This window comes from Pseudomonas putida (assembly GCF_050989985.1).
Classification (GTDB): Bacteria; Pseudomonadota; Gammaproteobacteria; order Pseudomonadales; family Pseudomonadaceae; genus Aquipseudomonas; species Aquipseudomonas putida_AI.
Window position 1 is genome coordinate 6,216,267 of sequence record NZ_CP158815.1, and the last position, 21,147, is coordinate 6,237,413.

Consider the following 21,147-nt stretch of genomic DNA (forward strand, 5'->3'; position numbering starts at 1 on the left):
GTGGGAGCGGGCTTGCCCGCGATTAGCCGTTATGCGGTCTTACGCCTTGCCAGCACTGCGATCAATCGCAAACCCCGCCCAGCTCTGGCTCACCGGCATCAGCTCCAATGTGTTGATGTTGATGTGCGCCGGGGCATTGAGAATCCAGAAGATGGTGTCGGCAATGTCCTGCGGCTGGATCGGCTCGGCACCGGCGTAGGTGGCGTTGTAACGCTCCTGGTCACCGCCAAAACGCACCAGCGAAAACTCACTCTCGCACAGGCCCGGCTCGAGGTTGCTGACGCGCACACCGGTGCCTTGCAGGTCACAGCGCAGGCTCAGGGAGAACTGTTGGACGAAGGCCTTGGTCCCGCCATACACATGGCTGCCCGGGTACGGATAATTGCCGGCGACGGAACCCAGGTTGACGATACCGGCGCCACGACCATGGGCAATCAGGCGCGGCAGCAGCAGGCGAGTGCTGTACATCAGGCCCTTGATGTTGGTATCGACCATGGTGTCCCAGTCGTCCAGGCTGCACTTTGGCGCCGGATCAGCGCCCAGGGCCAGGCCTGCGTTGTTGATCAGCCCGCGCAGCTTGTCGAAGCTCGGTGGCAGGTTGGCAATGGCGTCTTCCATGGCCTTGCGGTCACGCACGTCCAGCACCAGGCCATGCACTTCAGTCTGCTTCGACAGCTCGGCGCACAGCGCGTTGAGGCGTTCTTCACGACGGCCGGTCAGCACCAGCTTCCAGCCAGCCTCGGCAAAACGACGGGCACAGGCTTCACCAAAACCGGAGGTCGCGCCGGTAATAAAAAGGGTGTTGGACATCGTGTTCTCCTTGCGTCGGCTGAGGGTCAGCCATTGGAATGGACAATCAGCGGGCAGCATGCCCGGCCACGCTCTTACCAGCAACCACGTTGCCGTACCTGTTCAAAAAATGCTCAACGCGCTGATAGCCAGACCCGCCGGGGCCTGCAGCCAATTGCGCGCACGTTATCCACAAGCGGGTCCACAGTCTCTGGGGGCAAGTGGAAAAGCTGCAAGCCGCTATCCACAAGGCTTTGCGCGGGGTTTGAAAACTTTTTCGCTTGACCCTCATCCCCCTGCCGTGTAGCCCAAGGACTTTTTCTCGACCGGGTGGTCAAGCAAGCGATGGCCGCAAGCCAGTAACCACGGCCTTCAGCGCTGTCTTTCCAGAGTTTAATCACAGACTTATCCACAGGCTTGTTCACACCCGATTGCTGCCGTTTCACCCTCAATAAAATAGTTGACAAACCCTGCCTCAAGCCAAGCAAAAAAGCCTGATCAAAAAACGACCACATTGCTGCAAGCCCCGGTTTAAAAGGCTTCCAGCCAGCTACTACCAAGTTATTCACAGCCCGCTCCACAGCAAACGGGGACAAGTCAAAACCGTGACAAAACAGCGATTTGCAGCGGTTTTATGTCGCAGTTCGGGAGCTTGGAAAATTTGTTTTCCACAATTTCCCGAAAAGCACCTCTTCAGCACTTGCTCGCGATCACGGTGTGCCAGTCACTTCAATGTTGGCTGTCCTGCCGCCATCGCGAGCAGGCTCGCTCCCACAGGGGTTTGAGGTGCAAGGGAGATATAAAAAAGCCCCGGAGCTTTCGCGCCGGGGCCCGTGTAAAACAACGAAGAATCAGTGCCCGCCGAGATAGGCGTTACGCACATCCTCATTCACCAGCAATTCCTTGCCGGTACCGCTCATGCGGATCTCGCCGTTGACCATTACATAAGCCCGGTCCGACAGCCTGAGCGCGTGGTTGGCGTTCTGCTCCACCAGGAAGATGGTCATGCCGGTCTTTGCCAGTTCCCGCAGGGTGGCGAAGATCTGTTTCACCACGATCGGAGCCAGACCCAGGCTCGGCTCGTCGAGCAGCAACAGCTTCGGCCGGCTCATCAGCGCACGGGCGATGGCGAGCATTTGCTGCTCGCCGCCGGACATGGTCATGGCGCGCTGGTTACGCCGCTCTTCGAGCCGCGGGAACAGCTCGAACATGCGTTGCATGTCTTCCTTGGCGTACTTGTCACCGATAGGGATGGTGCCCATCAGCAAGTTTTCCTCGACGGTCATGTCGGGGAATACCCGCCGCCCTTCCGGCGATTGCGCGATACCGTTGGAGGCGATGTAGTGCGACGACTTGTGGGTGATGTCCACGCCCTGATAGACAATCTGCCCGTCCGCCGCCCGTGGCTGACCGAAAATCGACATCAGCAGGGTCGACTTGCCGGCGCCGTTGGAGCCGATCAGGCTGACGGTTTCACCTTCATTGATGTGCAGCGAGACTTTCTTCAGGGCCTGGATCGGCCCGTAAAACACGTCCAGCTCCTTGAGTTCGAGGATGGCACCGTTAGTCATACCAGCTCCTCTTCGTCGGCGCCCAGGTAAGCGGCAATCACTTTCGGATCGTTGCGGATGTCGTCGGGGCCGCCCTCGGCGATGACGACGCCGTGGTCCAGCACCACGATGTGGTCGGAAATGCTCATTACCATGCCCATGTCGTGTTCGATCAGCACCACGGTCAGATCGTGCTCGTCGCGCAGCAGCCGGATCATCGCGCTCAGCGCTTCGGTTTCCTGAGGGTTGAGGCCGGCGGCCGGTTCGTCGAGGCAGATGATCTGCGGACGGGTGCACATGGCCCGGGCAATTTCCAGGCGGCGTTGCTGACCGTAGGACAGCTCACCGGCCAGACGGTTGGCGCAGTCCACCAGGTCCACCACTTCAAGCCAGTAGAAGGCGTGGTCCAGCGCGTCGCTTTCGGCCTTGCGGTAGCCCTTGGTATTGAGGATGCCCGCCAGCATGCTGCGGTTGACCCACATGTGCTGGGCCACCAGCAGGTTTTCCAGCACCGACATTTCCCTGAACAGCCGAATGTTCTGGAAGGTTCGCGCCAGGCCCGCGCGGTTGACCAGGTGGGTGCCACCGAACGCCTTGTAGTACAGGCGGCTGGCGAAGGTCTTCGGCGAGACGAAGTCGGTCGGCTTGAAGGATTCGCCCAGCAGCTTGATGACGTTGGTCTGCTGGCCACGCAAGTTGAGTTCGATCTTGCCGCCGGAGGCCTTGTAGAACCCGGTCAGGCAGTTGAACACCGTGGTCTTGCCGGCGCCGTTGGGGCCGATCAGGGCGAAGATCGAGTTGCGCTTGACCTTCAGGCTGACATCGTTCAACGCCTTGATGCCGCCGAAGTGCATCATCAGTTTTTCGACACTGAGTACGACTTCGCTCATGGCGCTACTCCTTTACGCGGGGTCACACCGGTACGGCTGATCCGAATCAGTCCGCGCGGTCGCCAGATCATCATCAACACCATCAGCATGCCGAACAGCAGGACGCGGTATTCGGCAAAGCCACGCAACAGCTCCGGAGCCACGGTCAGCACGAACGCGGCGATCACCACGCCGATGGTCGAACCCATGCCGCCCAGGACCACGATGGCGAGGATCAGTGCCGATTCGAAGAAGGTGAACGAGGTCGGGTTGACGAAGCCCTGGTAGGTGGCGAAGAACACACCGGCCAGACCCGCCGTCGAAGCACCGATGGTGAACGCCGAGAGTTTGACCAGCACGTGGTTCAGGCCCATCGAGCGGCAGGCGATTTCATCTTCGCGCAGCGCTTCCCAGGCACGACCGACCGGCATGCGGGTCAGGCGATGCTTGATATACAGCACGGCCAGCACGACCAGGAACAACACCGCGTAGATGAAGTAGTACTTCACGTCGGGGTTGTAGGCGATGCCGAAGAACTCATGGAACGGCACACCGCCGTCCTTGGCCCGCTTGCCGAATTCCAGGCCGAAGAAGGTCGGCAATGGCGCCGGCATGCCGTTCGGGCCGCCGGTCAGGGACAACCAGTTGTTGAGGATCAGGCGAATGATTTCACCGAAGCCCAGGGTCACGATCGCCAGGTAGTCGCCATGCAGGCGCAGCACCGGGAAACCGAGGATGCAACCGGCTAGCCCGGCAGTGATCGCCGCCAGTGGCAGCACGGTCCAGAAACCCAGCCCCAGATACTGATAGCCGAGCGCCAGACCATAGGCACCAATGGCGTAGAACGCCACGTAACCCAGGTCGAGCAGGCCGGCCAGGCCGACCACGATGTTCAGCCCCAGGCCCAGCAGTACGTAGATCAGCCCGAGGATGACCACGCCCAGCAGGTACGAGTTGGAGAAAAACGGCAGCGCCACGGCGATGACGATCATCAGCGGGATGATCCAGCGCAGGCGTGATTTGTAGTCGGGCGGCAGCACGTGCACCCCGGAACCGGGGCTTTCAAAGCTTTCGAGAATTCTCAGGCCTTTTGGGGTCTGCAGGAACATGCTGAGGGCAAAACGACCGGCCATGACAATGGCGATGATCCATGCCACCCGCGACGTTTCCAGGTTGAAGCCGTAGCCATCGAGCACGACACCGACGATTGGCCCGAACACGATCAGGGCAACGAGGCCGGAGAGAATCGCATCAACCAGACTTTTTTTGAGATCAATGGTTTTTTTAGTGGTTGAAGACATCGCTTACACCTTCGACACAAGAGGACGGCCGAGCAGGCCTTGAGGCCGAAAGACCAGAACGAGTACCAGCAGCGAGAAGCTGAATACGTCTTTGTAGTCCGAGTTGACCAGACCGGAGAACAGCGACTCGGAAATCCCGAGGATGATCCCGCCGAGCATGGCGCCAGGCAGCGAGCCGATCCCGCCGAGTACCGCGGCAGTGAAGGCCTTGATGCCGATGACGAAGCCCGCGTAGAAGTCGAACGTGCCGTAGTTCATGGTGATCAGCACGCCGGCCAGGGCCGCCATGGCTGCACCGATGATGAACACGTAGGAAATCACCCGGTCGGTGTTGATCCCCAGGATCGAGGCCATCTTGCGGTCTTGCTGGGTCGCGCGGCACATGCGGCCGAGCTTGGTGTACTTGATGATGTAGGTCAGCGCGGCCATACCGGCGAATGCGGCGACCAGAATGAAGATCTTGGTGTAGGTGAGCTGGACGAAGCCAGTGCCTACGTCGATACGCCATGCGCCGGTCAACAGTGTCGGAACACCCTGTTGGCGGGCACCCTGGCTGATCTGGGCATAGTTTTGCAGGATCAGCGAGATACCGATGGCGCTGATCAGCGGTGCCAGGCGGGTGGAGTTACGCAGGGGTTTGTAGGCGATGCGTTCGATGACCCAGCCATAGACCCCGGTGACGACAATGGTGAACACCAGTGTGCCAAGCATCAGCAGAGGGAAGGATTCAATACCGAAGTAAGCCAGCAGTGCCAGACTGATTGCCGCGAGGTAAGCGGAAATCATGTAAACCTCGCCGTGGGCGAAGTTGATCATGCCAATGATGCCATAGACCATTGTGTAGCCGATGGCGATCAGGCCATAGACCGACCCGAGGGTCAGGCCGTTGACCAGTTGCTGCAGGAAAATACCATCCATAACGCAATCTCACGCATTTGAGAGACTGCACAGAAGCCGCCTGCGACGGACCGGGGTTCAGCCGCCGGCGCAATACGGTTGTGTGCAGCTCTACGAGAAAAGACAGGTACTGCACGGACATGTTCGTTGAACACCCGGCGCACAAGGCGCCGGGCTTTTCAGCAGGTCATGTCACTTCTGCTTGTCCAGCTGATGGTATTTGCCGTTTGCGTCCCACTCGTAAACCACGTAGTCGGAGACTTTCAGGTCGCCCTTGCTGTCCCAGGTCTTCTCGCCCATGACGGTTTTGACCGGGTTTTTCTTCAGCCACGCAGCTGCGTCTTCGCCCTTGTTGGACTTGGCGCCGTTGAAGGCAGCAGCCAGGGTCTGGACCGAAGCGTAGGCGTACAGGGTGTAGCCTTCAGGCTCGGTACCGGCTTTGCGGAATTGCTCTACCACGGTCTTGCTGTCTGGCAGCAGGCGAGGGTCGGCACCGAAAGTCATCAGTACACCGTTGGTGTATTGCGGGCCGCCAGCGGTGGTCACCAGTTCGTCGGTCACGATGCCGTCGTCGGACATGAATTTCACGTCCTTCAGGCCTTCGGTACGCAGTTGTTTAACCAGTGGACCGGCTTCCGGGTGCAGGCCACCGAAGTAGACCACGTCGGCACCAGCGGCACGGATCTTGGTCACGACGGCGCTGAAATCTTTCTCGCCGCGGGTCAGGCCTTCGTACAGCACCGGCTTCACGCCGCGTTTTTCCAGCTGGGCCTTGGTGGCGTCAGCCAGGCCTTGGCCGTAGGTGTCCTTGTCGTGCAGCACGACGACTTTCTTGCCCTTGAGCACGTCGACGATGTAGTCGCCGGCCACGATGCCTTGCTGGTCGTCACGTCCGCACATACGGAACATGGCGCTCAGGCCGCGTTCGGTAACGGCCGGGTTGGTGGAGCCTGGAGTGATGGCGATGATGCCCGCTTCGTCGTAGATCTCGGAGGCCGGGATAGTCGACGAGGAGCAGAAGTGACCGACCACGCCGGCAACTTTCTGGTTGGTGAGGTCCTTGGCGACCGTCACAGCCTGTTTCGGTTCGCAGGCGTCATCGCCCTTGACCAGTACGATTTTTTCCCCGTTCACGCCGCCTGCTGCGTTGACCGCATCGGCCGCCGCCTGTGCACCCTTCATGTACTGCTCGCCAAATGCCGCGTTGGCGCCCGTCATTGGACCCGCTACGCCGATCTTGATGTCAGCCTGAGCAAACGCAGAAACACCCAACGCAGTAGCCACTGCGAGGGCCAAAAAGCCTTTTTTGTAAAACGTCTGGGACATGAGGTGGTGCTCCAAGGTTTTTTTTTAATTGGCACTGCGACTTCACTGAATGCTCAGAGCAAGGGCCGTGCCATCGGTTTTTTATTCTTCAAAAAGTCGCTGCTTTATTGTTATTTCGACTGTTTCGGTCCCATTTTCATTGGGCGTGCAACCGTCTAAACCGCGGAAGGTGAAACCTTATTATTTCTTAGGCGCAACCCTGCTGCGCCATCATTGCAACCGCGGCATTAAACGACGTGCAACCAGCCTGTAACAACGTGCGTCACCGAACTGCACACTGCTGGTGCGGGACTGCTACAACACGCACCACTACAGGCTAGTCGCTACGCCGAAAAGCGCCGCTTTCGACTACAAAATTCAACAATCAGATGACGATCCGCAAGCACTGGCCCGCGTGATACAGCGAGAAACCGGCCTCGTATAGACAACTGCGCAACCCTACCCCGGTCAGCGGCTGCATCGGTGCAAAGGGAATCGGTAGCGCTTGAGGATTTCCGTTACACAAATAGTCGGCGAAAGCCTTGCCGACCACCGTCCCCGTGGTCACGCCACGACCGTTGTAGCCGGTCACTGCCACTATGCCGGGCGCCGGCTCGAACAGACGCATCAGGTGATCAGGAGTGAAGGCGATGCGCCCCGTCCAGGTGCATTCCCACTCCACCGGCTTGAGGTTGGGGAAGTAATGCTGCTGCACCCGATCAGCCCAGGCCTTGAGGAACCAGGTGGGTTTCTGGTTGCCATTGCCAAGGCTGCCCAGCAACAGGCGCCCGTCCTTGTCACGACGAATGCTGCTCAGCACCTGCCGGGTATCCCACGAGCCCTGGCCACCTGGCAGGATTTCCTGTGCGGCGTCTTCCGTCAGCGGTACCGACGCCACTTGATAGTAATAACCGGGGAAGAAATTGCGCTTGAGTTCGGTCCAGTCGCCTTCGGTGTAGGCGTTGGAGGCAATCACCACTTGCCCGGCCAGCACCGAACCCTGTGCGGTTTGCACCGACCACTTCTGGCCCTGACGTTCGAGGCGGGTGACGGGCGAATGGTCGAACATCTGACCGCCAAGGCTCTTGGCCGCTTTGGCCAGCCCAGTGGTGTATGCCATTGGGTTGAGTGTGCCCGCACGCTTGTCGAGCAGCGCCGCGGCAATTTTTTTGGTGCCCGTCGCCTGCTGGCAAGCCTGCCCGGTCAGCAATTCCACCGGCGCACCGCGACGTTTCCACTGTTCTTCACGACTGCGCAGATCGGCTTCGCCACGGGCGTTGTGCGCCATGTGCAGCGTACCTTCGCGGCGCAACTGGCAATCGATGTTGTATTTATCCACCAGGCTGAACACCAACGAGGGTGCCGCACCCAGCATGCGGTTGAGCTGGCTGCCGACCGCCTCGCCAAAACCGGCTTCGATCTCGTCCGGCGGAATCCACATCCCGGCATTGACCAGCCCGACGTTGCGTCCGGAACCGCCATGGCCGGCGCGATGGGCTTCCAGCACGCAGACACTTTTGCCCTGCTCCAGCAGATGCACGGCCGCCGACAGCCCGGTAAAACCGGCGCCGATGACGCAGACATCAACTGTTACTTCACCCTTGAGCGCCGCATTGTCGGGCCTTTGTGGCGTCAGTTTTTCCCACAGACACTCTTCGCGTAACGGCATTGCCAGACTCCAACAGAAACCTAACCAACCCACACAAATTATTGTGGGAGCGGGCTTGCTGGCGAAAGCGGTATATCAGCCATCGTCGATATCGGCTGAACACTGCATTCGCGAGCCAGCTCGCTCCCACAAGGGATCACTGCCTGGCTGAAAGATCAGTCAAAGGTGATGCCCTGCGCCAACGGCAACTCCAGCGAGTAGTTCACGGTGTTGGTCTGACGACGCATGTACGCGCGCCATGCATCGGAGCCGGACTCGCGACCGCCACCGGTTTCTTTCTCGCCACCGAACGCGCCACCAATTTCCGCACCGCTTGGGCCGATGTTGACGTTGGCGATGCCGCAGTCGCTGCCCACAGCCGACATGAACTGCTCGGCTTCACGCACGTCGGTGGTGAAGATGCAGGACGACAGGCCTTGCGGCACGGCGTTGTTCAGACGCAGGGCTTCGTTGAAATCGGTGTAACCGACCACGTAGAGAATCGGTGCGAAGGTTTCGTGGCAGACCACGTCGCTCTGCTCCGGCATTTCGACGATGGCCGGCGCCACGTAGTAGGCATTCGGGAATTTGTCTTCAAGCTGACGCTGACCGCCAAATACCCGGCCGCCTTCGCTCAGGGCGCGCTCCAGCGCGTCCTGCATGTTGTCGAAGCTTTGCTTGTCGATCAGCGGGCCGATCAGGTTACCTTCCAGCGGATGGCCAATGCGCACCTTGGAATAGGCGGCCTTGAGGCGGGTGACGATTTCTTCCTTCACCGACTCGTGGGCAATCAGGCGGCGCAGCGTGGTGCAACGCTGGCCGGCGGTGCCGACGGCGCTGAACAGGATCGCGCGAACGGCCATGTCCAGGTCGGCGCTTGGGCCGAGGATCATCGCGTTGTTGCCGCCCAGTTCCAGGATGCTGCGGGCGAAGCGTGCGGCGATTTTCGGCGCCACTTCACGGCCCATGCGGGTGCTGCCGGTGGCGCTGACCAGGGCAACGCGCGGGTCATCGACCAGGGCTTCGCCGGCGTCGCGGCCGCCGATGATGACCTGGCTCAGGTACGGTGGCGCATCGCTGAAATTCTTCAGCACGCGATCGAACAGCGCCTGGCAGGCCAATGCGGTCAGAGGGGTTTTTTCCGAAGGTTTCCAGACCACCGGGTTGCCGCAGACCAGCGCCAGCGTGGCGTTCCAGGCCCAGACCGCCACCGGGAAGTTGAAGGCGCTGATCACACCGACGACGCCCAGCGGATGCCAGGTTTCACGCATGTGGTGGCCAGGGCGCTCGGAAGCGATGGTCAAACCGTACAGTTGACGGGACAGACCGACCGCAAAGTCGCAGATGTCGATCATTTCCTGTACTTCACCCAGACCTTCCTGGGTGATCTTGCCGGCTTCCCAGGAAACCAGTTCACCGAGATCGGCCTTGTATTCACGCAGGATGTCGCCCAGTTGACGCACCAGTTCGCCACGGCGCGGTGCCGGAACCTTGCGCCACAGTTCGAACGCATGATCTGCACGACTGATGTGCTGCTCGACTTCGGCGGCACCCTCCCAGTTCACGGCGGCGATGCGGCTGCCGTCGATGGGCGAATGCACGGGCACTTTGCCGTTCTGGTACAGGGCCGGGTTCACACCAAGACGATCAAGCAATGCGGCAACCATGGGTTACTCCTCAAGCAAAAAACGGTACGTGTGCAGCCGCGCGATCACGGCTGATCAGGCCTGTAGTTTTAGCTCCCCGGAGGTTACTCAACAAACGACCTTTAAGAGAGATATCATTCCGTTTATTCATGCTGTGCATCGCAGGCAATAAAGAGACAAGAACAAAGGACCGCCCATGCTGAACAAACGCTATTTGCCATCGATCGCTGCCCTGCAGTGTTTCGAAGCCGTGACCCGGCATCTGAGCTTCACCCGGGCCGCCGAAGAGCTGAACCTGACCCAGAGCGCTGTCAGCAAGCAGGTCGCGCAGCTGGAAGAGTTGCTGCAGCATTTGCTGTTTCGCCGGGTGCGTCGCCGCCTGCAAATGACTCCGGCGGGGGATTTGTACCTGGTCGAAGTACGAAAAATCCTCACGCAGGTCGAGATGTCCACCCATTACCTGCGTTCCTACGGTGGCGAAACGGAAGTCCTGCGGGTCTCCACACCGCCGACTTTCGGTGCGCGCTGGCTGGTGCCACGGCTCAAGGGCTGGCGACTGCGCCATCCGTCGATTCACCTGGACCTGTGCAGCGAGCAGGAAGCGGATGACTTGCTGCAAGGTCGTAGCGACCTGGCGTTCTACTTCGGCCAGGGTTCACGCCCCGGCACCGAATGCCTGAAGCTGTTCAGTGAAGAGCTGGTGCCCGTGTGCGCCCCCGGCAGCCTGCCGGCCGAGCCCTTCACCGACCCGACGCAACTGACCGATCTGGTCCTGCTGCAAAACGCCTCCCGCCCCCAGGCCTGGCATGACTGGTTCGACAGCCAGGGCTACCACACCGAACACAGCTACCACGGCCCGCGCTTCGAAACCTTCTATATGTGCATCCGTGCTGCGCAGGTCGGCTGCGGCGTGGCGTTGCTGCCACGGTTCCTGGTGGAAGAAGAGTTGGCCGAAGGCAAGCTGGTCATTCCCTGGAAGCATGCAATGCCCAGTACCGACGCCTATTACCTGGCCTACCCGGAACATTCGGCGGAAGTGCCCAAGGTGCGGGATTTCGTGAAGTGGATGCTGGAGCAGGTCGACAGCCCTGCATCCGCCGATTGACTCTTGTAGGAGCTGTCGAGTGAAACGAGGCTGCGATCTTTTGATCTTAAAAAAAGATCGCAGCCTCGTTTCACTCGACAGCTCCTACGCCGATATGTGCCACTAGCGCCATTGATTGATATCGCGCCACGCCGCGAAACGCCCGGAGATTCCCGTTATGAGCGAGAGTGTATTTGCCGATCGCATCGTGCAGAACCTGCTCGACACCGACTTCTACAAGCTGACGATGATGCAAGCGGTACTGCACAACTACCCCAACGTCGAAGTCGAATGGGAGTTTCGTTGCCGTAACAACGAGGATTTGCGTCCGTATCTTCAGGAAATCCGCTTGCAGATCGAACGCCTGGCCGAGTTGAGCCTCAGCGCCGACCAGCTGAGCTTCCTCGAGCGCATCACCTTCCTGAAACCGGATTTCCTGCGCTTTCTCGGGCTGTTTCGCTTCAACCTGCGCTACATCCACACCGGCATCGAAAACGGCGAGCTGTTCATCCGCCTGCGCGGCCCGTGGCTGCATGTGATCCTGTTTGAAGTGCCGATACTGGCCATGGTCAGCGAAGTGCGTAACCGCTCTCGCCACAGCGACATCGTCCTGGAACAGGCCCGCGAGCAGCTGTATCGCAAGTTCGACTGGTTGACCACCAATGCCAGCCCCGACGAGCTGTCCGAGTTGCAGGTCGCCGATTTCGGCACCCGCCGGCGCTTCTCGTATCGCGTGCAGGAAGAAGTGGTGAACGTGCTCAAACACGATTTCCCGGGGCGTTTCGTCGGCACCAGTAACGTGCACCTGTCCCGGGAACTGGACATGAAACCGCTGGGCACCATGGCCCACGAGTGGATCATGGCCCACCAGCAACTGGGGCCTCGGCTGATCGACAGCCAGATCGCCGCCCTCGATTGCTGGGTCCGCGAGTACCGTGGCCTGCTGGGGATCGCCCTGACCGACTGCATCACCAGCGACGCGTTCCTCGGCGATTTCGACCTGTTTTTCGCCAAACTCTTCGACGGTTTGCGCCACGACTCCGGCGATCCGGTGCTGTGGGCGGAAAAAGCCATCGCGCACTATCACAAGCTCGGCATCGACCCGATGAGCAAGACGCTGACGTTCTCCGACAGCCTGACACTGCCAAAAGCCCTGGAAATATTCCGCGCGCTGCGCGGTCGGATCAATGTCAGCTTCGGCATTGGCACCAACCTGACGTGCGATATTCCGGGTGTCGAACCGATGAGCATCGTGCTTAAAATGACCGCCTGCAACGGTGCGCCAGTGGCGAAGATCTCCGACGAGCCCGGCAAGACCCACTGCAAAGACCCGAATTTCGTCGCCTACTTGCGACACGTTTTCCAAGTACCTGCCCCTCTTTCCGGCACATCCGGTCCATCTAGCAAGGAGTGAATTCATGCAAGCCGTACAGCGTGAGATTGCTGAGCAGCTCAAGGTTCAACCGCCGTTCGCCGACGAGGCCGCCCTGGAAGCGGAAGTCGCCCGGCGCATCACCTTCATTCAGGACTGCCTGGTCAATTCCGGGCTCAAGACCCTGGTGCTTGGCATCAGCGGCGGTGTCGACTCCCTGACCGCCGGCCTGCTGGCCCAGCGCGCGATGCGTGAACTTCGCCAGCGCACCGGGGACGGAAACTATAAGTTCATCGCCGTGCGCCTGCCGTACGAGACCCAGTTCGATGAGCACGACGCCCAGGCTTCGGTGGACTTCATCGCCCCAGACGAGCGTCATACCGTGAACATCGGCCCGGCAGTCAAATCCCTGGCCAATGAAGTCGCGGCATTCGAGGGCAAGCACGCCGTTTCCGTGGATTTCGTTCTCGGTAACACCAAGGCCCGCATGCGCATGGTCGCCCAGTACACCATCGCCGGCGCGACCCACGGCCTGGTGATTGGTACCGATCACGCGGCGGAAGCGGTGATGGGTTTCTTCACCAAGTTCGGTGATGGCGCCTGCGACCTGGCACCGCTCAGCGGCCTGGTGAAAAACCAGGTCCGGGCGATTGCTCGCAGCTTCGGTGCGCCGGAATCTCTGGTGGAAAAAGTCCCGACCGCCGACCTGGAAGACCTGTCGCCCGGCAAACCGGACGAAGCCTCCCACGGCGTGACCTACGCCGAAATCGACGCCTTCCTGCACGGCAACCCGGTCCGTGAGGAAGCGTTCAAGATCATCGTCGATACGTACAACAAGACCCATCACAAGCGAGTGATGCCGTTTGCGCCTTGACTGACGCCTTCGCGAGCAGGCTCGCTCCCACATGGACAGCGCCGTACCTGTGGGAGCGAGCCTGCTCGCGATGAACGATGACTCGGTCAAATGTCGTGCAAAAAAAAGCGCCCATCACGGGCGCTTTTTTTATGAACGCATTTCGATCACTTCAGAGTGACTGTGCCTTTCATCATCGAGATGTGGCCCGGGAACGAGCAGAAGAAGCCGTATTTTTCAGCCGGGTCGAGCTTCGACACATCGAAGGTCACCGAGTCGGTTTCCTTGGCGCCGATGATCTTGGTGTGAGCGATGATGCGGGCATCGCCTTCTTTCAGGTAGTTCTTGTCGATACCGGCGCTCAAGCCGTCGGTGGCGATTGGCTGCATGTCGGCTTCTTTGCTGATCACCAGGTTATGGCCCATGACGTTCTTCGGCAGGCTGCCGGAATGGGTCAGTTCGACGGTGAAGGTTTTGCAGCTCTTGTCGATTTCAATGGCCTTCGTGCCGAAGGACATCTGGTCTGTGGAGTCAACGGTGACTTTGCACTCCGCAGCCATCAATTGGCTGCTGGCCAGTGTCAACAGGGATACCGCAACGAGTTTGGCAAACATGGTGAATCTCCAAGGCAGGGTTATCGAAAAATGCGAATGGACAGAAGACTGCCTGAAAACTTCGCAAGTTCATATGACCTGAATCAAAAATTGTATACAACTTTTGGGCTATGAGACCCATCGAGACAATCTACCAGCCAGGCGTCTGGCCCGGGCCTATGATCAGTCCATCATCACTGATTGGAGTCTTTGACATGTCCCTCAACAGCCTTTTGTGCAGCTTGCTGGCCGCCTACGCCTGTGGCGCCAGCGGTACCTTTGAAACACCCAAGCGGGAAGTTTAGCCCTTGGAGCGCGGTACGCATGCCTTTACTCTGTGGCCCTGATCGACCATGGAGTAAGGCATGTCTTTAACATCCGTATGTGTATTTTGTGGTGCCAGTACCGGCACCAACCCGGCTTACCGCGAAGCGGCCGTCGCCCTGGGCCAGGCATTGGCCGAACGCAAGCTGACCCTGGTCTACGGCGGCGGCGCTGTGGGCCTGATGGGCATTGTGGCCGACGCTGCGCTGGCGGCCGGCGGTGAAGTGATCGGCATCATTCCGCAAAGCCTCAAGGACAAGGAAATCGGTCACAGCGGCCTGACCCGACTGGAAGTGGTCGACGGCATGCACGCGCGCAAGGCCCGGATGGCCGAACTCAGCGATGCCTTCATCGCCCTGCCCGGCGGCCTGGGCACGCTGGAGGAGCTGTTCGAAGTCTGGACCTGGGGTCAACTGGGCTACCACGGCAAACCGCTGGGCCTGCTGGAAGTGAACGGCTTCTACAGCAAACTCACCGGCTTTCTCGATCATATTGTCGACGAAGGTTTCGTTCGCGGCGCGCACCGCGACATGCTGCAAGTAAACGAATCGCCACAGACGCTGCTCGACGCCCTGCAGAACTGGCAACCGAGCGTTGCGCCGAAGTGGGTCGAGCAAAAGCCCGACTGACGACTTTGCGCCGGTCGGGATAACCCCCGCTCAGCTCCCTTTTCAGGATCTGCCGAAGGCCTCGAACCCCTGGCCTTCAAACCCATAATGCAAAACGCCAACCCGAGGGTTGGCGCTTTGTGCAGCTCACGAAGATTTAGCGCGGAACAACCGGCTTGCGCCCGGCCTTGGGCCCCTTGCCCTTGGCCGCTTCCTTGCGCTCCTTGGCCGCCTGCTGGTTGCGCGCGAACGCTGCAGCCTTGGCCTGCTCACGCTTGTCCCATGGGTTGCCGCCATCGCTGGCGCGCGGCGGCAAGCCGGTGTGCTGAGTCAGGATCTTGGTGGTCTTTTCCCCGGATACCTTATGGCTGCCGGCCGGCGTCGAGTTCTTGCGACGGGCGCTCTGGTAGCTGTCGGTAGACGGCTGGTGCAGCGGGATCAGCTGATTCTTGCCCGGCCCGATCAGGTCGCTACGGCCCATGCGGATCAACGCCTCACGCAGCATCGGCCAGCCCTTGGGGTCGTGATAACGCAAGAAGGCCTTGTGCAGGCGACGCTGCTCTTCGCTCTTGACGATGGTTACCGCGTCGCTCTTGTAGGTCACCTTGCGCAGCGGGTTCTTGCCCGAGTGGTACATCGCGGTGGCACTGGCCATGGGCGACGGGTAGAACGCCTGCACCTGGTCGGCACGGAAACCATTGCCCTTGAGCCACAGCGCCAAGTTCATCATGTCTTCGTCGGTGGTCCCGGGGTGGGCAGCGATGAAGTACGGGATCAGGTACTGCTCTTTCCCCGCTTCCTTCGAGTACTTCTCGAACATGCGCTTGAACCGGTCATAACTGCCGATGCCCGGTTTCATCATCTGGTTGAGCGGACCTTCCTCGGTATGTTCCGGGGCGATCTTCAGGTAGCCACCGACGTGGTGGGTCACCAGCTCTTTCACGTACTCCGGCGACTCGACCGCGAGGTCGTAGCGCAGGCCGGATGCGATCAGGATCTTCTTCACGCCCGGCAAGGCACGGGCGCTGCGGTACAGCTGGATCAGCGACGAGTGGTCGGTGTTCAGGTTCGGGCAGATGCCCGGGAACACGCACGATGGCTTGCGGCACGCGGATTCGATTTCCGGGCTCTTGCAGGCAATGCGGTACATGTTCGCGGTCGGCCCGCCAAGGTCGGAAATGACGCCGGTAAAACCCGGGACCTTGTCGCGAATTTCTTCGATCTCGCGAATGATCGACTCTTCGGAACGGTTCTGGATGATCCGGCCTTCGTGCTCGGTGATCGAGCAGAAAGTGCAGCCGCCGAAGCAGCCACGCATGATGTTCACCGAGAAACGGATCATGTCGTAGGCCGGGATTTTCTCCTTGCCATACGCCGGGTGCGGAACGCGCTGATAAGGCATGCCGAACACGTAGTCCATTTCTTCGGTGGTCATCGGAATTGGAGGCGGGTTGAACCAGACGTCGACTTCACCGTGCTTTTGCACCAGGGCACGGGCGTTGCCCGGGTTGGTTTCCAGGTGCAGCACACGGTTGGCGTGAGCATAGAGCACCGCGTCGTTACGGACCTTCTCCACGGATGGCAGACGAATCACGGTCTTGTCGCGGGTCATCTTCGGGCTGGCCAGGATCTGCACGACCTTGGCTTCCTGCGGATCTTCAACCGGGCCCTTCTCCTGCTCGATGGCGCAGGCAGCAGTGTCCTGGGTATTCACGTACGGGTTGATGATCTTGTCGATCTTGCCCGGACGGTCGATGCGCGTGGAGTCGACTTCGTACCAGCCTTGCGGCGTGTCACGACGGATGAACGCGGTGCCGCGCACATCGGTGATGTCTTCGATCTTTTGACCGTAGGACAGGCGCTGGGCGACTTCGACAATCGCGCGCTCGGCGTTGCCGTAGAGCAGGATGTCGGCGCTGGCGTCGATCAGGATCGAGTTGCGCACCCGGTCCTGCCAGTAGTCGTAGTGGGCGATGCGGCGCAGGGACGCTTCGATGCCGCCGAGCACGATCGGCACGTGCTTGTAGGCTTCCTTGCAGCGCTGGCTGTACACCAGGCTCGCGCGGTCCGGACGTTTGCCGGCCATGCCACCCGGGGTGTAGGCGTCGTCGGAACGGATTTTCTTGTCCGCGGTGTAGCGGTTGATCATCGAGTCCATGTTGCCGGCCGCGACACCGAAAAACAGATTCGGCTCGCCGAGCTTCATGAAGTCGTCTTTGGACTGCCAGTTCGGCTGTGCAATGATCCCGACGCGGAAGCCCTGGGCCTCCAGCAGCCGGCCGATGATGGCCATGCCGAACGACGGGTGGTCGACGTAGGCATCACCGGTGACGATGATGATGTCGCATGAATCCCAGCCAAGCTGATCCATCTCCTCCCTGCTCATCGGCAGGAATGGCGCTGGCCCGAAACATTCGGCCCAGTACTTGGGATAGTCAAATAACGGCTTGGCTGCTTGCATGTCGATAACCGGTGTTGGCTTTCATTGAATTTCGCGGGCGCGGAATATAGCACAAATTTTGATCAATTCCGACGGCTGTTGTCGGAAATCTCAAACCCCCAATCGCGAGCAGGCTCGCTCCCACGAGGATCACACTGAACCTGTGGGAGCGAGCCTGCTCGCGATTGGTCGGGTCAGACGATGAAGATATTACTCATCGTCATCGAAGTTATAACTACCCGGCGCCAGGTTCTCGAACCGGGTGTATTTACCGATGAACGCCAGCCGGATAAAGCCGATCGGGCCGTTCCGCTGCTTGCCGATGATGATCTCGGCAATGCCCTTGTGCTCGGTTTCCGGGTGATAAACCTCGTCGCGGTACACGAACATGATCACGTCGGCGTCCTGCTCGATCGCTCCGGATTCCCGCAAGTCGGAGTTCACCGGGCGCTTGTTCGGCCGCTGTTCCAGGGAACGGTTGAGCTGTGACAGCGCCACTACCGGGCAGTTGAATTCCTTGGCCAGGGCTTTCAGGGACCGGGAGATCTCGGAAATCTCGTTGGTCCGGTTGTCACCGCTGGAGCCGGGGATCTGCATCAACTGCAAGTAGTCGATCATGATCAGGCCAACTTCGCCGTGCTCACGCACCAGGCGCCGGGTGCGGGCGCGCATCTCGGACGGGCTGATACCGGCGGTATCGTCGATGAAAAGCTTACGATCGTTGAGCAGGTTGACCGCCGAGGTCAGGCGCGGCCAGTCGTCGTCTTCCAGCTGGCCGGAACGAACCTTGGTCTGATCGATGCGGCCCAGGGAGGACAGCATACGCATGATCAGCGATTCGCCAGGCATCTCGAGGGAGTACACCAGAACCGCCTTATCGCTGCGTAGCACGGCGTTTTCCACGAGATTCATCGCGAAGGTGGTCTTACCCATCGACGGACGGCCTGCGACGATGATCAGGTCGGCCGGTTGCAAGCCGCTGGTTTTTTCGTCGAGGTCGGTGTAGCCGGTGGACAGGCCAGTGATCCCTTCACCTGTGTTGAACAGGGTGTCAATGCGGTCGATGGCCTTGGTCAGCAAATCGTTGACACCCACCGGGCCGGTGGTCTTCGGACGGGCCTCGGCGATCTGGAAGATCTGCCGTTCGGCTTCATCGAGGATCTCTTCTGCGGTACGGCCTTCGGGGTTGAAGGCGCTGTCGGCGATCTCGTTGCTGATACCGATCAGCTGGCGCAACGTCGCACGCTGGCGGACGATCTGCGCATAAGCCTTGATGTTGGCGACGGACGGCGTGTTTTTCGCCAGTTCGCCCAGGTAACCGAGGCCGCCGACTTGCGAAGTCTGCCCTTCCTTGTCCAATTGCTCGGCCAGGGTCACGACGTCGATCGGCATGTTCTGATCGGCCAGCTTGGCGATCGCGCGGAATATCAGGCGGTGGTCATGTCGATAGAAATCGCCGTCGGAGACTTGATCGAGCACGCGTTCCCAGGCGTTGTTGTCCAGCATCAGACCACCGAGTACAGCCTGTTCGGCTTCGATGGAATGCGGCGGCACCTTCAGCGCGGCGGTTTGCAGATCGTATTGCTCGGGGACTGAGATTTCGTTCATGGCCACTTGGTTTTGGGAAAGCAGGGGTTGAAAAACAGGCGTTACCAGAAAGACAAAGGGCACGACCTGTAAACAGGATCGTGCCCGATGTTACCGGCAAGCACCCGAGGGTGCCAGCCGACAAGTACTGCTTAAGCTGCTACTACGACAACGCGTACAGTGGCTTCGACTTCGGCGTGCAGGTGCACGGCTACGTCGTATTCGCCAACCTGACGGATGGTGCCGTTCGGCAGACGAACTTCGCTCTTGGCAACTTCAACGCCGGAGGCGGTCAGTGCGTCAGCGATGTCGTGGGTGCCGATCGAACCGAACAGCTTGCCTTCGTCGCCAGCGGTGGCAGTGATGGTCACTTCCAGCTCGGCCAGTTGGGCAGCGCGGCTTTCAGCCGACGATTTACGCTCAGCTGCAGCTTTTTCCAGCTCGGCGCGACGCTCTTCGAACGCAGCCAGGTTGGCAGCGGTCGCAGCGGTGGCTTTGCCAAAAGGCAGCAGGTAGTTACGACCGTAGCCAGCCTTAACTTTTACTTTGTCGCCCAGGTTGCCCAGGTTGGCGATTTTTTCCAGCAGGATCAGTTCCATTTGGTATTAACCTCTTAACTTTTAACCTTCACCGTTCGCGTTATCGGCGTCTTTCGGCGCCAGACGACCGCGAAAATCAATCAGGCTGTCGACGATGGCCAAGACCACCAGCAACGGATAGATCAGCTGCATGAACAGCAACAGCGTTACGTACAACCCCACCAGCCAGAACCTGGCCAGTCGCTTTTGCGCCACCAGCCCGTGAATCAGGGCCAGCCCGGCGAAAACCAGCGGTACGCTGCACAACGGTACAAGCATGGACATCTGGGCACCGAAATTCGGTGTCACAACCATACCCGCCAGCAGCAACATCGCGGGCCCCAGCGGGATTCGCACGGCGCGAAACTCGCGACCGAAACCACCGGGGTTGTACAACAACGCCTGCCAGTAGCGCCCGACAATCAGGCTCAGCACACTGACGATTTGCAGCAAGGCCGCTATCAGGCCGGTCAGGATAGGTGCAATCAGGGCCGCGAAACGCGCTTGCTCGTCTACCGACATCTGTTGGTAGACCTGACCGAGTAGCGACGGCATGACTTTGATCAAAGCCTGCGCCAGCATCTCGATCTGGGGACCAAAAGCCGTCCCCAGCACCACTGAAAACACCACTCCCATCGCTATGCTGACCAGCAGCACGCGGTTCCAGGACTCGCTTGCGCGCAAAACCAACGCAAGGCTCGCAGACCCCAGCAGCACCAGAAGTGCCCGCGGGTCGTCGGAGTAAAGCCACCAGATCAACGCCGGCAGCAGTCCCAGAGCAAGAACGCTAAAAGCGTCCCTCATTCCGCGCCGCAGGAGCACAAGGCATCCGGCGGCAGCACCCAACCAATACAACAGCGGCAACGCCGCGCATCCGGCCACTACCAGAGTGGCCTGCATACGGCCCCGCATGATGAACTCAGCTAAGGCACGCATACATTCAATCCTTTGCTACGTGTCGACTGCCCGGTCTCAGCGGCCGTGGCTGTCGGTGTAGGCCAGCAGGGCCAGGAAGCGGGCGCGCTTGATAGCGGTGGCCAGCTGACGCTGATAACGAGCTTTGGTACCGGTGATGCGGCTTGGAACGATTTTGCCGGTCTCGGATACGTAGGCTTTCAGAGTGTTGAGATCTTTGTAGTCGATCTCTTTCACGTCTTCAGCGGTGAAGCGGCAGAATTTACGACGACGGAAGAAACGTGCCATTTGATAGGCTCCTTAAAAGGTCCGTGGATTACTCGTCAGCGTTATCGCTGTTGTCGCTGTCATCACCCTCAACGCCATCGGCGTCGGAGTGCTCAGGACGGTCGCGACGCTCACGGCGCTCACTGCGGTTTTCTTCAGCCTTGAGCATCTCGGACTGGCCGGTAACGGCTTCGTCGCGACGGATGACCAGGTTACGGATCACTGCATCGTTGTAACGGAAGTTGTCTTCCAGCTCGGCCAGGGCCTTGCCGGTGCACTCAACGTTCAGCATCACGTAGTGAGCCTTGTGAACATTGTTGATTGCGTAGGCCAGTTGACGACGGCCCCAGTCTTCCAGACGGTGGATTTTGCCGCCGTCTTCTTCGATCAGCTTGGTGTAACGCTCAACCATGCCGCCGACTTGCTCGCTTTGATCCGGGTGGACCAAAAAGATGATTTCGTAATGACGCATGAATGCTCCTTACGGGTTGTAGCCTGCCGCTCAAAAGCGATCAGACAAG

20 protein-coding genes are annotated in these 21,147 nt (G+C 59.8%); 4 read left to right on the forward strand and 16 right to left on the reverse strand.

Annotation, left to right across the window (positions count from 1 at the left end):
• Positions 1-39 precede the first annotated feature (39 nt).
• The 9 genes from ABTV29_RS28420 to amaB all read right to left on the reverse strand — a co-directional run bounded on the left by ABTV29_RS28420 (position 40) and on the right by amaB (position 10,026).
• Positions 40-810, reverse strand: a complete 771-nt coding sequence (locus tag ABTV29_RS28420; RefSeq protein WP_433767848.1) for an SDR family oxidoreductase — start codon at positions 808-810, stop codon at positions 40-42.
• Between the two features lie 113 nt (positions 811-923).
• Positions 924-1,358, reverse strand: a complete 435-nt coding sequence (locus ABTV29_RS28425) for a hypothetical protein (protein ID WP_433767849.1) — start codon at positions 1,356-1,358, stop codon at positions 924-926.
• Positions 1,359-1,640: 282 nt separating this feature from the next.
• Complete coding sequence (locus ABTV29_RS28430) at positions 1,641-2,360, reverse strand: ABC transporter ATP-binding protein (protein ID WP_433767850.1); 720 nt, start codon at positions 2,358-2,360, stop codon at positions 1,641-1,643.
• Positions 2,357-3,229, reverse strand: a complete 873-nt coding sequence (locus tag ABTV29_RS28435) for an ABC transporter ATP-binding protein (protein WP_433767851.1) — start codon at positions 3,227-3,229, stop codon at positions 2,357-2,359. The genes ABTV29_RS28430 and ABTV29_RS28435 overlap by 4 nt, the downstream gene beginning before the upstream one ends.
• Positions 3,226-4,509 (reverse strand): high-affinity branched-chain amino acid ABC transporter permease LivM, encoded by a 1,284-nt coding sequence (gene livM, locus ABTV29_RS28440; protein WP_433767852.1) that lies wholly within the window; start codon positions 4,507-4,509, stop codon positions 3,226-3,228. The genes ABTV29_RS28435 and livM overlap by 4 nt, the downstream gene beginning before the upstream one ends.
• 3 nt (positions 4,510-4,512) lie before the next feature.
• Entirely contained in the window at positions 4,513-5,427 is a 915-nt protein-coding gene (locus ABTV29_RS28445) for an ABC transporter permease subunit (protein WP_110966091.1), read from the reverse strand.
• 171 nt (positions 5,428-5,598) lie between these two features.
• Positions 5,599-6,732 carry a branched-chain amino acid ABC transporter substrate-binding protein gene (locus tag ABTV29_RS28450; protein ID WP_433767853.1) on the reverse strand — a complete coding sequence of 378 codons (1,134 nt, stop codon included), beginning with the start codon at positions 6,730-6,732 and terminating at the stop codon, positions 5,599-5,601.
• A 364-nt stretch (positions 6,733-7,096) separates the two neighbouring features.
• A complete protein-coding gene (amaA, locus tag ABTV29_RS28455; RefSeq protein WP_433767854.1) occupies positions 7,097-8,380 on the reverse strand; it encodes an L-pipecolate oxidase in 1,284 nt (427 codons plus the stop codon).
• Between the two features lie 155 nt (positions 8,381-8,535).
• Positions 8,536-10,026: an L-piperidine-6-carboxylate dehydrogenase gene (gene amaB, locus ABTV29_RS28460; RefSeq protein ID WP_433767855.1), complete on the reverse strand. Its 1,491-nt coding sequence runs from the start codon at positions 10,024-10,026 to the stop codon at positions 8,536-8,538.
• 175 nt (positions 10,027-10,201) lie between these two features.
• Here amaB and ABTV29_RS28465 point away from each other — a divergent pair, with 175 nt between their 5' ends.
• From ABTV29_RS28465 to nadE, 3 genes are all read left to right on the forward strand, one after another.
• Positions 10,202-11,110 (forward strand): LysR family transcriptional regulator, encoded by a 909-nt coding sequence (locus ABTV29_RS28465; RefSeq protein WP_433767856.1) that lies wholly within the window; start codon positions 10,202-10,204, stop codon positions 11,108-11,110.
• Between the two features lie 157 nt (positions 11,111-11,267).
• Entirely contained in the window at positions 11,268-12,503 is a 1,236-nt protein-coding gene (gene pncB, locus ABTV29_RS28470; RefSeq protein WP_433767857.1) for a nicotinate phosphoribosyltransferase, read from the forward strand.
• A gap of 4 nt (positions 12,504-12,507) precedes the next feature.
• Entirely contained in the window at positions 12,508-13,335 is an 828-nt protein-coding gene (gene nadE, locus ABTV29_RS28475; protein WP_433767858.1) for an ammonia-dependent NAD(+) synthetase, read from the forward strand.
• Between the two features lie 146 nt (positions 13,336-13,481).
• Here the strand turns inward: nadE and azu are convergent, their stop codons facing one another.
• A complete protein-coding gene (gene azu / locus ABTV29_RS28480; protein ID WP_433767859.1) occupies positions 13,482-13,928 on the reverse strand; it encodes an azurin in 447 nt (148 codons plus the stop codon).
• Positions 13,929-14,272: 344 nt separating this feature from the next.
• Between azu and ABTV29_RS28485 the strand changes: the two genes are divergently transcribed.
• Positions 14,273-14,860, forward strand: a complete 588-nt coding sequence (locus ABTV29_RS28485; protein WP_433767860.1) for a TIGR00730 family Rossman fold protein — start codon at positions 14,273-14,275, stop codon at positions 14,858-14,860.
• 136 nt (positions 14,861-14,996) lie between these two features.
• Here the strand turns inward: ABTV29_RS28485 and ABTV29_RS28490 are convergent, their stop codons facing one another.
• The 6 genes from ABTV29_RS28490 to rpsF form a co-directional block, all read right to left on the reverse strand.
• Positions 14,997-17,300 (reverse strand): YgiQ family radical SAM protein, encoded by a 2,304-nt coding sequence (locus tag ABTV29_RS28490; protein ID WP_433767861.1) that lies wholly within the window; start codon positions 17,298-17,300, stop codon positions 14,997-14,999.
• Between the two features lie 189 nt (positions 17,301-17,489).
• Positions 17,490-18,887, reverse strand: coding sequence for a replicative DNA helicase (dnaB, locus tag ABTV29_RS28495; RefSeq protein WP_433767862.1), 1,398 nt, complete (start codon positions 18,885-18,887; stop codon positions 17,490-17,492).
• A 131-nt stretch (positions 18,888-19,018) separates the two neighbouring features.
• A complete protein-coding gene (rplI, locus tag ABTV29_RS28500) occupies positions 19,019-19,465 on the reverse strand; it encodes a 50S ribosomal protein L9 (protein ID WP_433767863.1) in 447 nt (148 codons plus the stop codon).
• A gap of 21 nt (positions 19,466-19,486) precedes the next feature.
• Positions 19,487-20,380, reverse strand: coding sequence for a hypothetical protein (locus ABTV29_RS28505; protein ID WP_433767864.1), 894 nt, complete (start codon positions 20,378-20,380; stop codon positions 19,487-19,489).
• Positions 20,381-20,416: 36 nt separating this feature from the next.
• Positions 20,417-20,647: a 30S ribosomal protein S18 gene (rpsR, locus tag ABTV29_RS28510; protein WP_002551829.1), complete on the reverse strand. Its 231-nt coding sequence runs from the start codon at positions 20,645-20,647 to the stop codon at positions 20,417-20,419.
• Between the two features lie 28 nt (positions 20,648-20,675).
• Positions 20,676-21,098 (reverse strand): 30S ribosomal protein S6, encoded by a 423-nt coding sequence (rpsF, locus tag ABTV29_RS28515; RefSeq protein WP_003221133.1) that lies wholly within the window; start codon positions 21,096-21,098, stop codon positions 20,676-20,678.
• Positions 21,099-21,147 lie beyond the last annotated feature (49 nt).

Coding starts and splice junctions, on each gene's coding strand:
- ABTV29_RS28465 (WP_433767856.1), top strand. CDS start 10,202: ATGCTGAACAAACGCTATTTGCCATCGATCGCTGCCCTGCAGTGTTTC.
- ABTV29_RS28420 (WP_433767848.1), bottom strand. CDS start 810: ATGTCCAACACCCTTTTTATTACCGGCGCGACCTCCGGTTTTGGTGAA.
- ABTV29_RS28430 (WP_433767850.1), bottom strand. CDS start 2,360: ATGACTAACGGTGCCATCCTCGAACTCAAGGAGCTGGACGTGTTTTAC.
- nadE (WP_433767858.1), top strand. CDS start 12,508: ATGCAAGCCGTACAGCGTGAGATTGCTGAGCAGCTCAAGGTTCAACCG.
- ABTV29_RS28445 (WP_110966091.1), bottom strand. CDS start 5,427: ATGGATGGTATTTTCCTGCAGCAACTGGTCAACGGCCTGACCCTCGGG.
- ABTV29_RS28490 (WP_433767861.1), bottom strand. CDS start 17,300: ATGCAAGCAGCCAAGCCGTTATTTGACTATCCCAAGTACTGGGCCGAA.
- dnaB (WP_433767862.1), bottom strand. CDS start 18,887: ATGAACGAAATCTCAGTCCCCGAGCAATACGATCTGCAAACCGCCGCG.
- ABTV29_RS28485 (WP_433767860.1), top strand. CDS start 14,273: ATGTCTTTAACATCCGTATGTGTATTTTGTGGTGCCAGTACCGGCACC.
- rpsF (WP_003221133.1), bottom strand. CDS start 21,098: ATGCGTCATTACGAAATCATCTTTTTGGTCCACCCGGATCAAAGCGAG.
- ABTV29_RS28435 (WP_433767851.1), bottom strand. CDS start 3,229: ATGAGCGAAGTCGTACTCAGTGTCGAAAAACTGATGATGCACTTCGGC.
- rpsR (WP_002551829.1), bottom strand. CDS start 20,647: ATGGCACGTTTCTTCCGTCGTCGTAAATTCTGCCGCTTCACCGCTGAA.
- pncB (WP_433767857.1), top strand. CDS start 11,268: ATGAGCGAGAGTGTATTTGCCGATCGCATCGTGCAGAACCTGCTCGAC.
- rplI (WP_433767863.1), bottom strand. CDS start 19,465: ATGGAACTGATCCTGCTGGAAAAAATCGCCAACCTGGGCAACCTGGGC.
- ABTV29_RS28505 (WP_433767864.1), bottom strand. CDS start 20,380: ATGCGTGCCTTAGCTGAGTTCATCATGCGGGGCCGTATGCAGGCCACT.
- amaB (WP_433767855.1), bottom strand. CDS start 10,026: ATGGTTGCCGCATTGCTTGATCGTCTTGGTGTGAACCCGGCCCTGTAC.
- azu (WP_433767859.1), bottom strand. CDS start 13,928: ATGTTTGCCAAACTCGTTGCGGTATCCCTGTTGACACTGGCCAGCAGC.
- ABTV29_RS28450 (WP_433767853.1), bottom strand. CDS start 6,732: ATGTCCCAGACGTTTTACAAAAAAGGCTTTTTGGCCCTCGCAGTGGCT.
- amaA (WP_433767854.1), bottom strand. CDS start 8,380: ATGCCGTTACGCGAAGAGTGTCTGTGGGAAAAACTGACGCCACAAAGG.
- livM (WP_433767852.1), bottom strand. CDS start 4,509: ATGTCTTCAACCACTAAAAAAACCATTGATCTCAAAAAAAGTCTGGTT.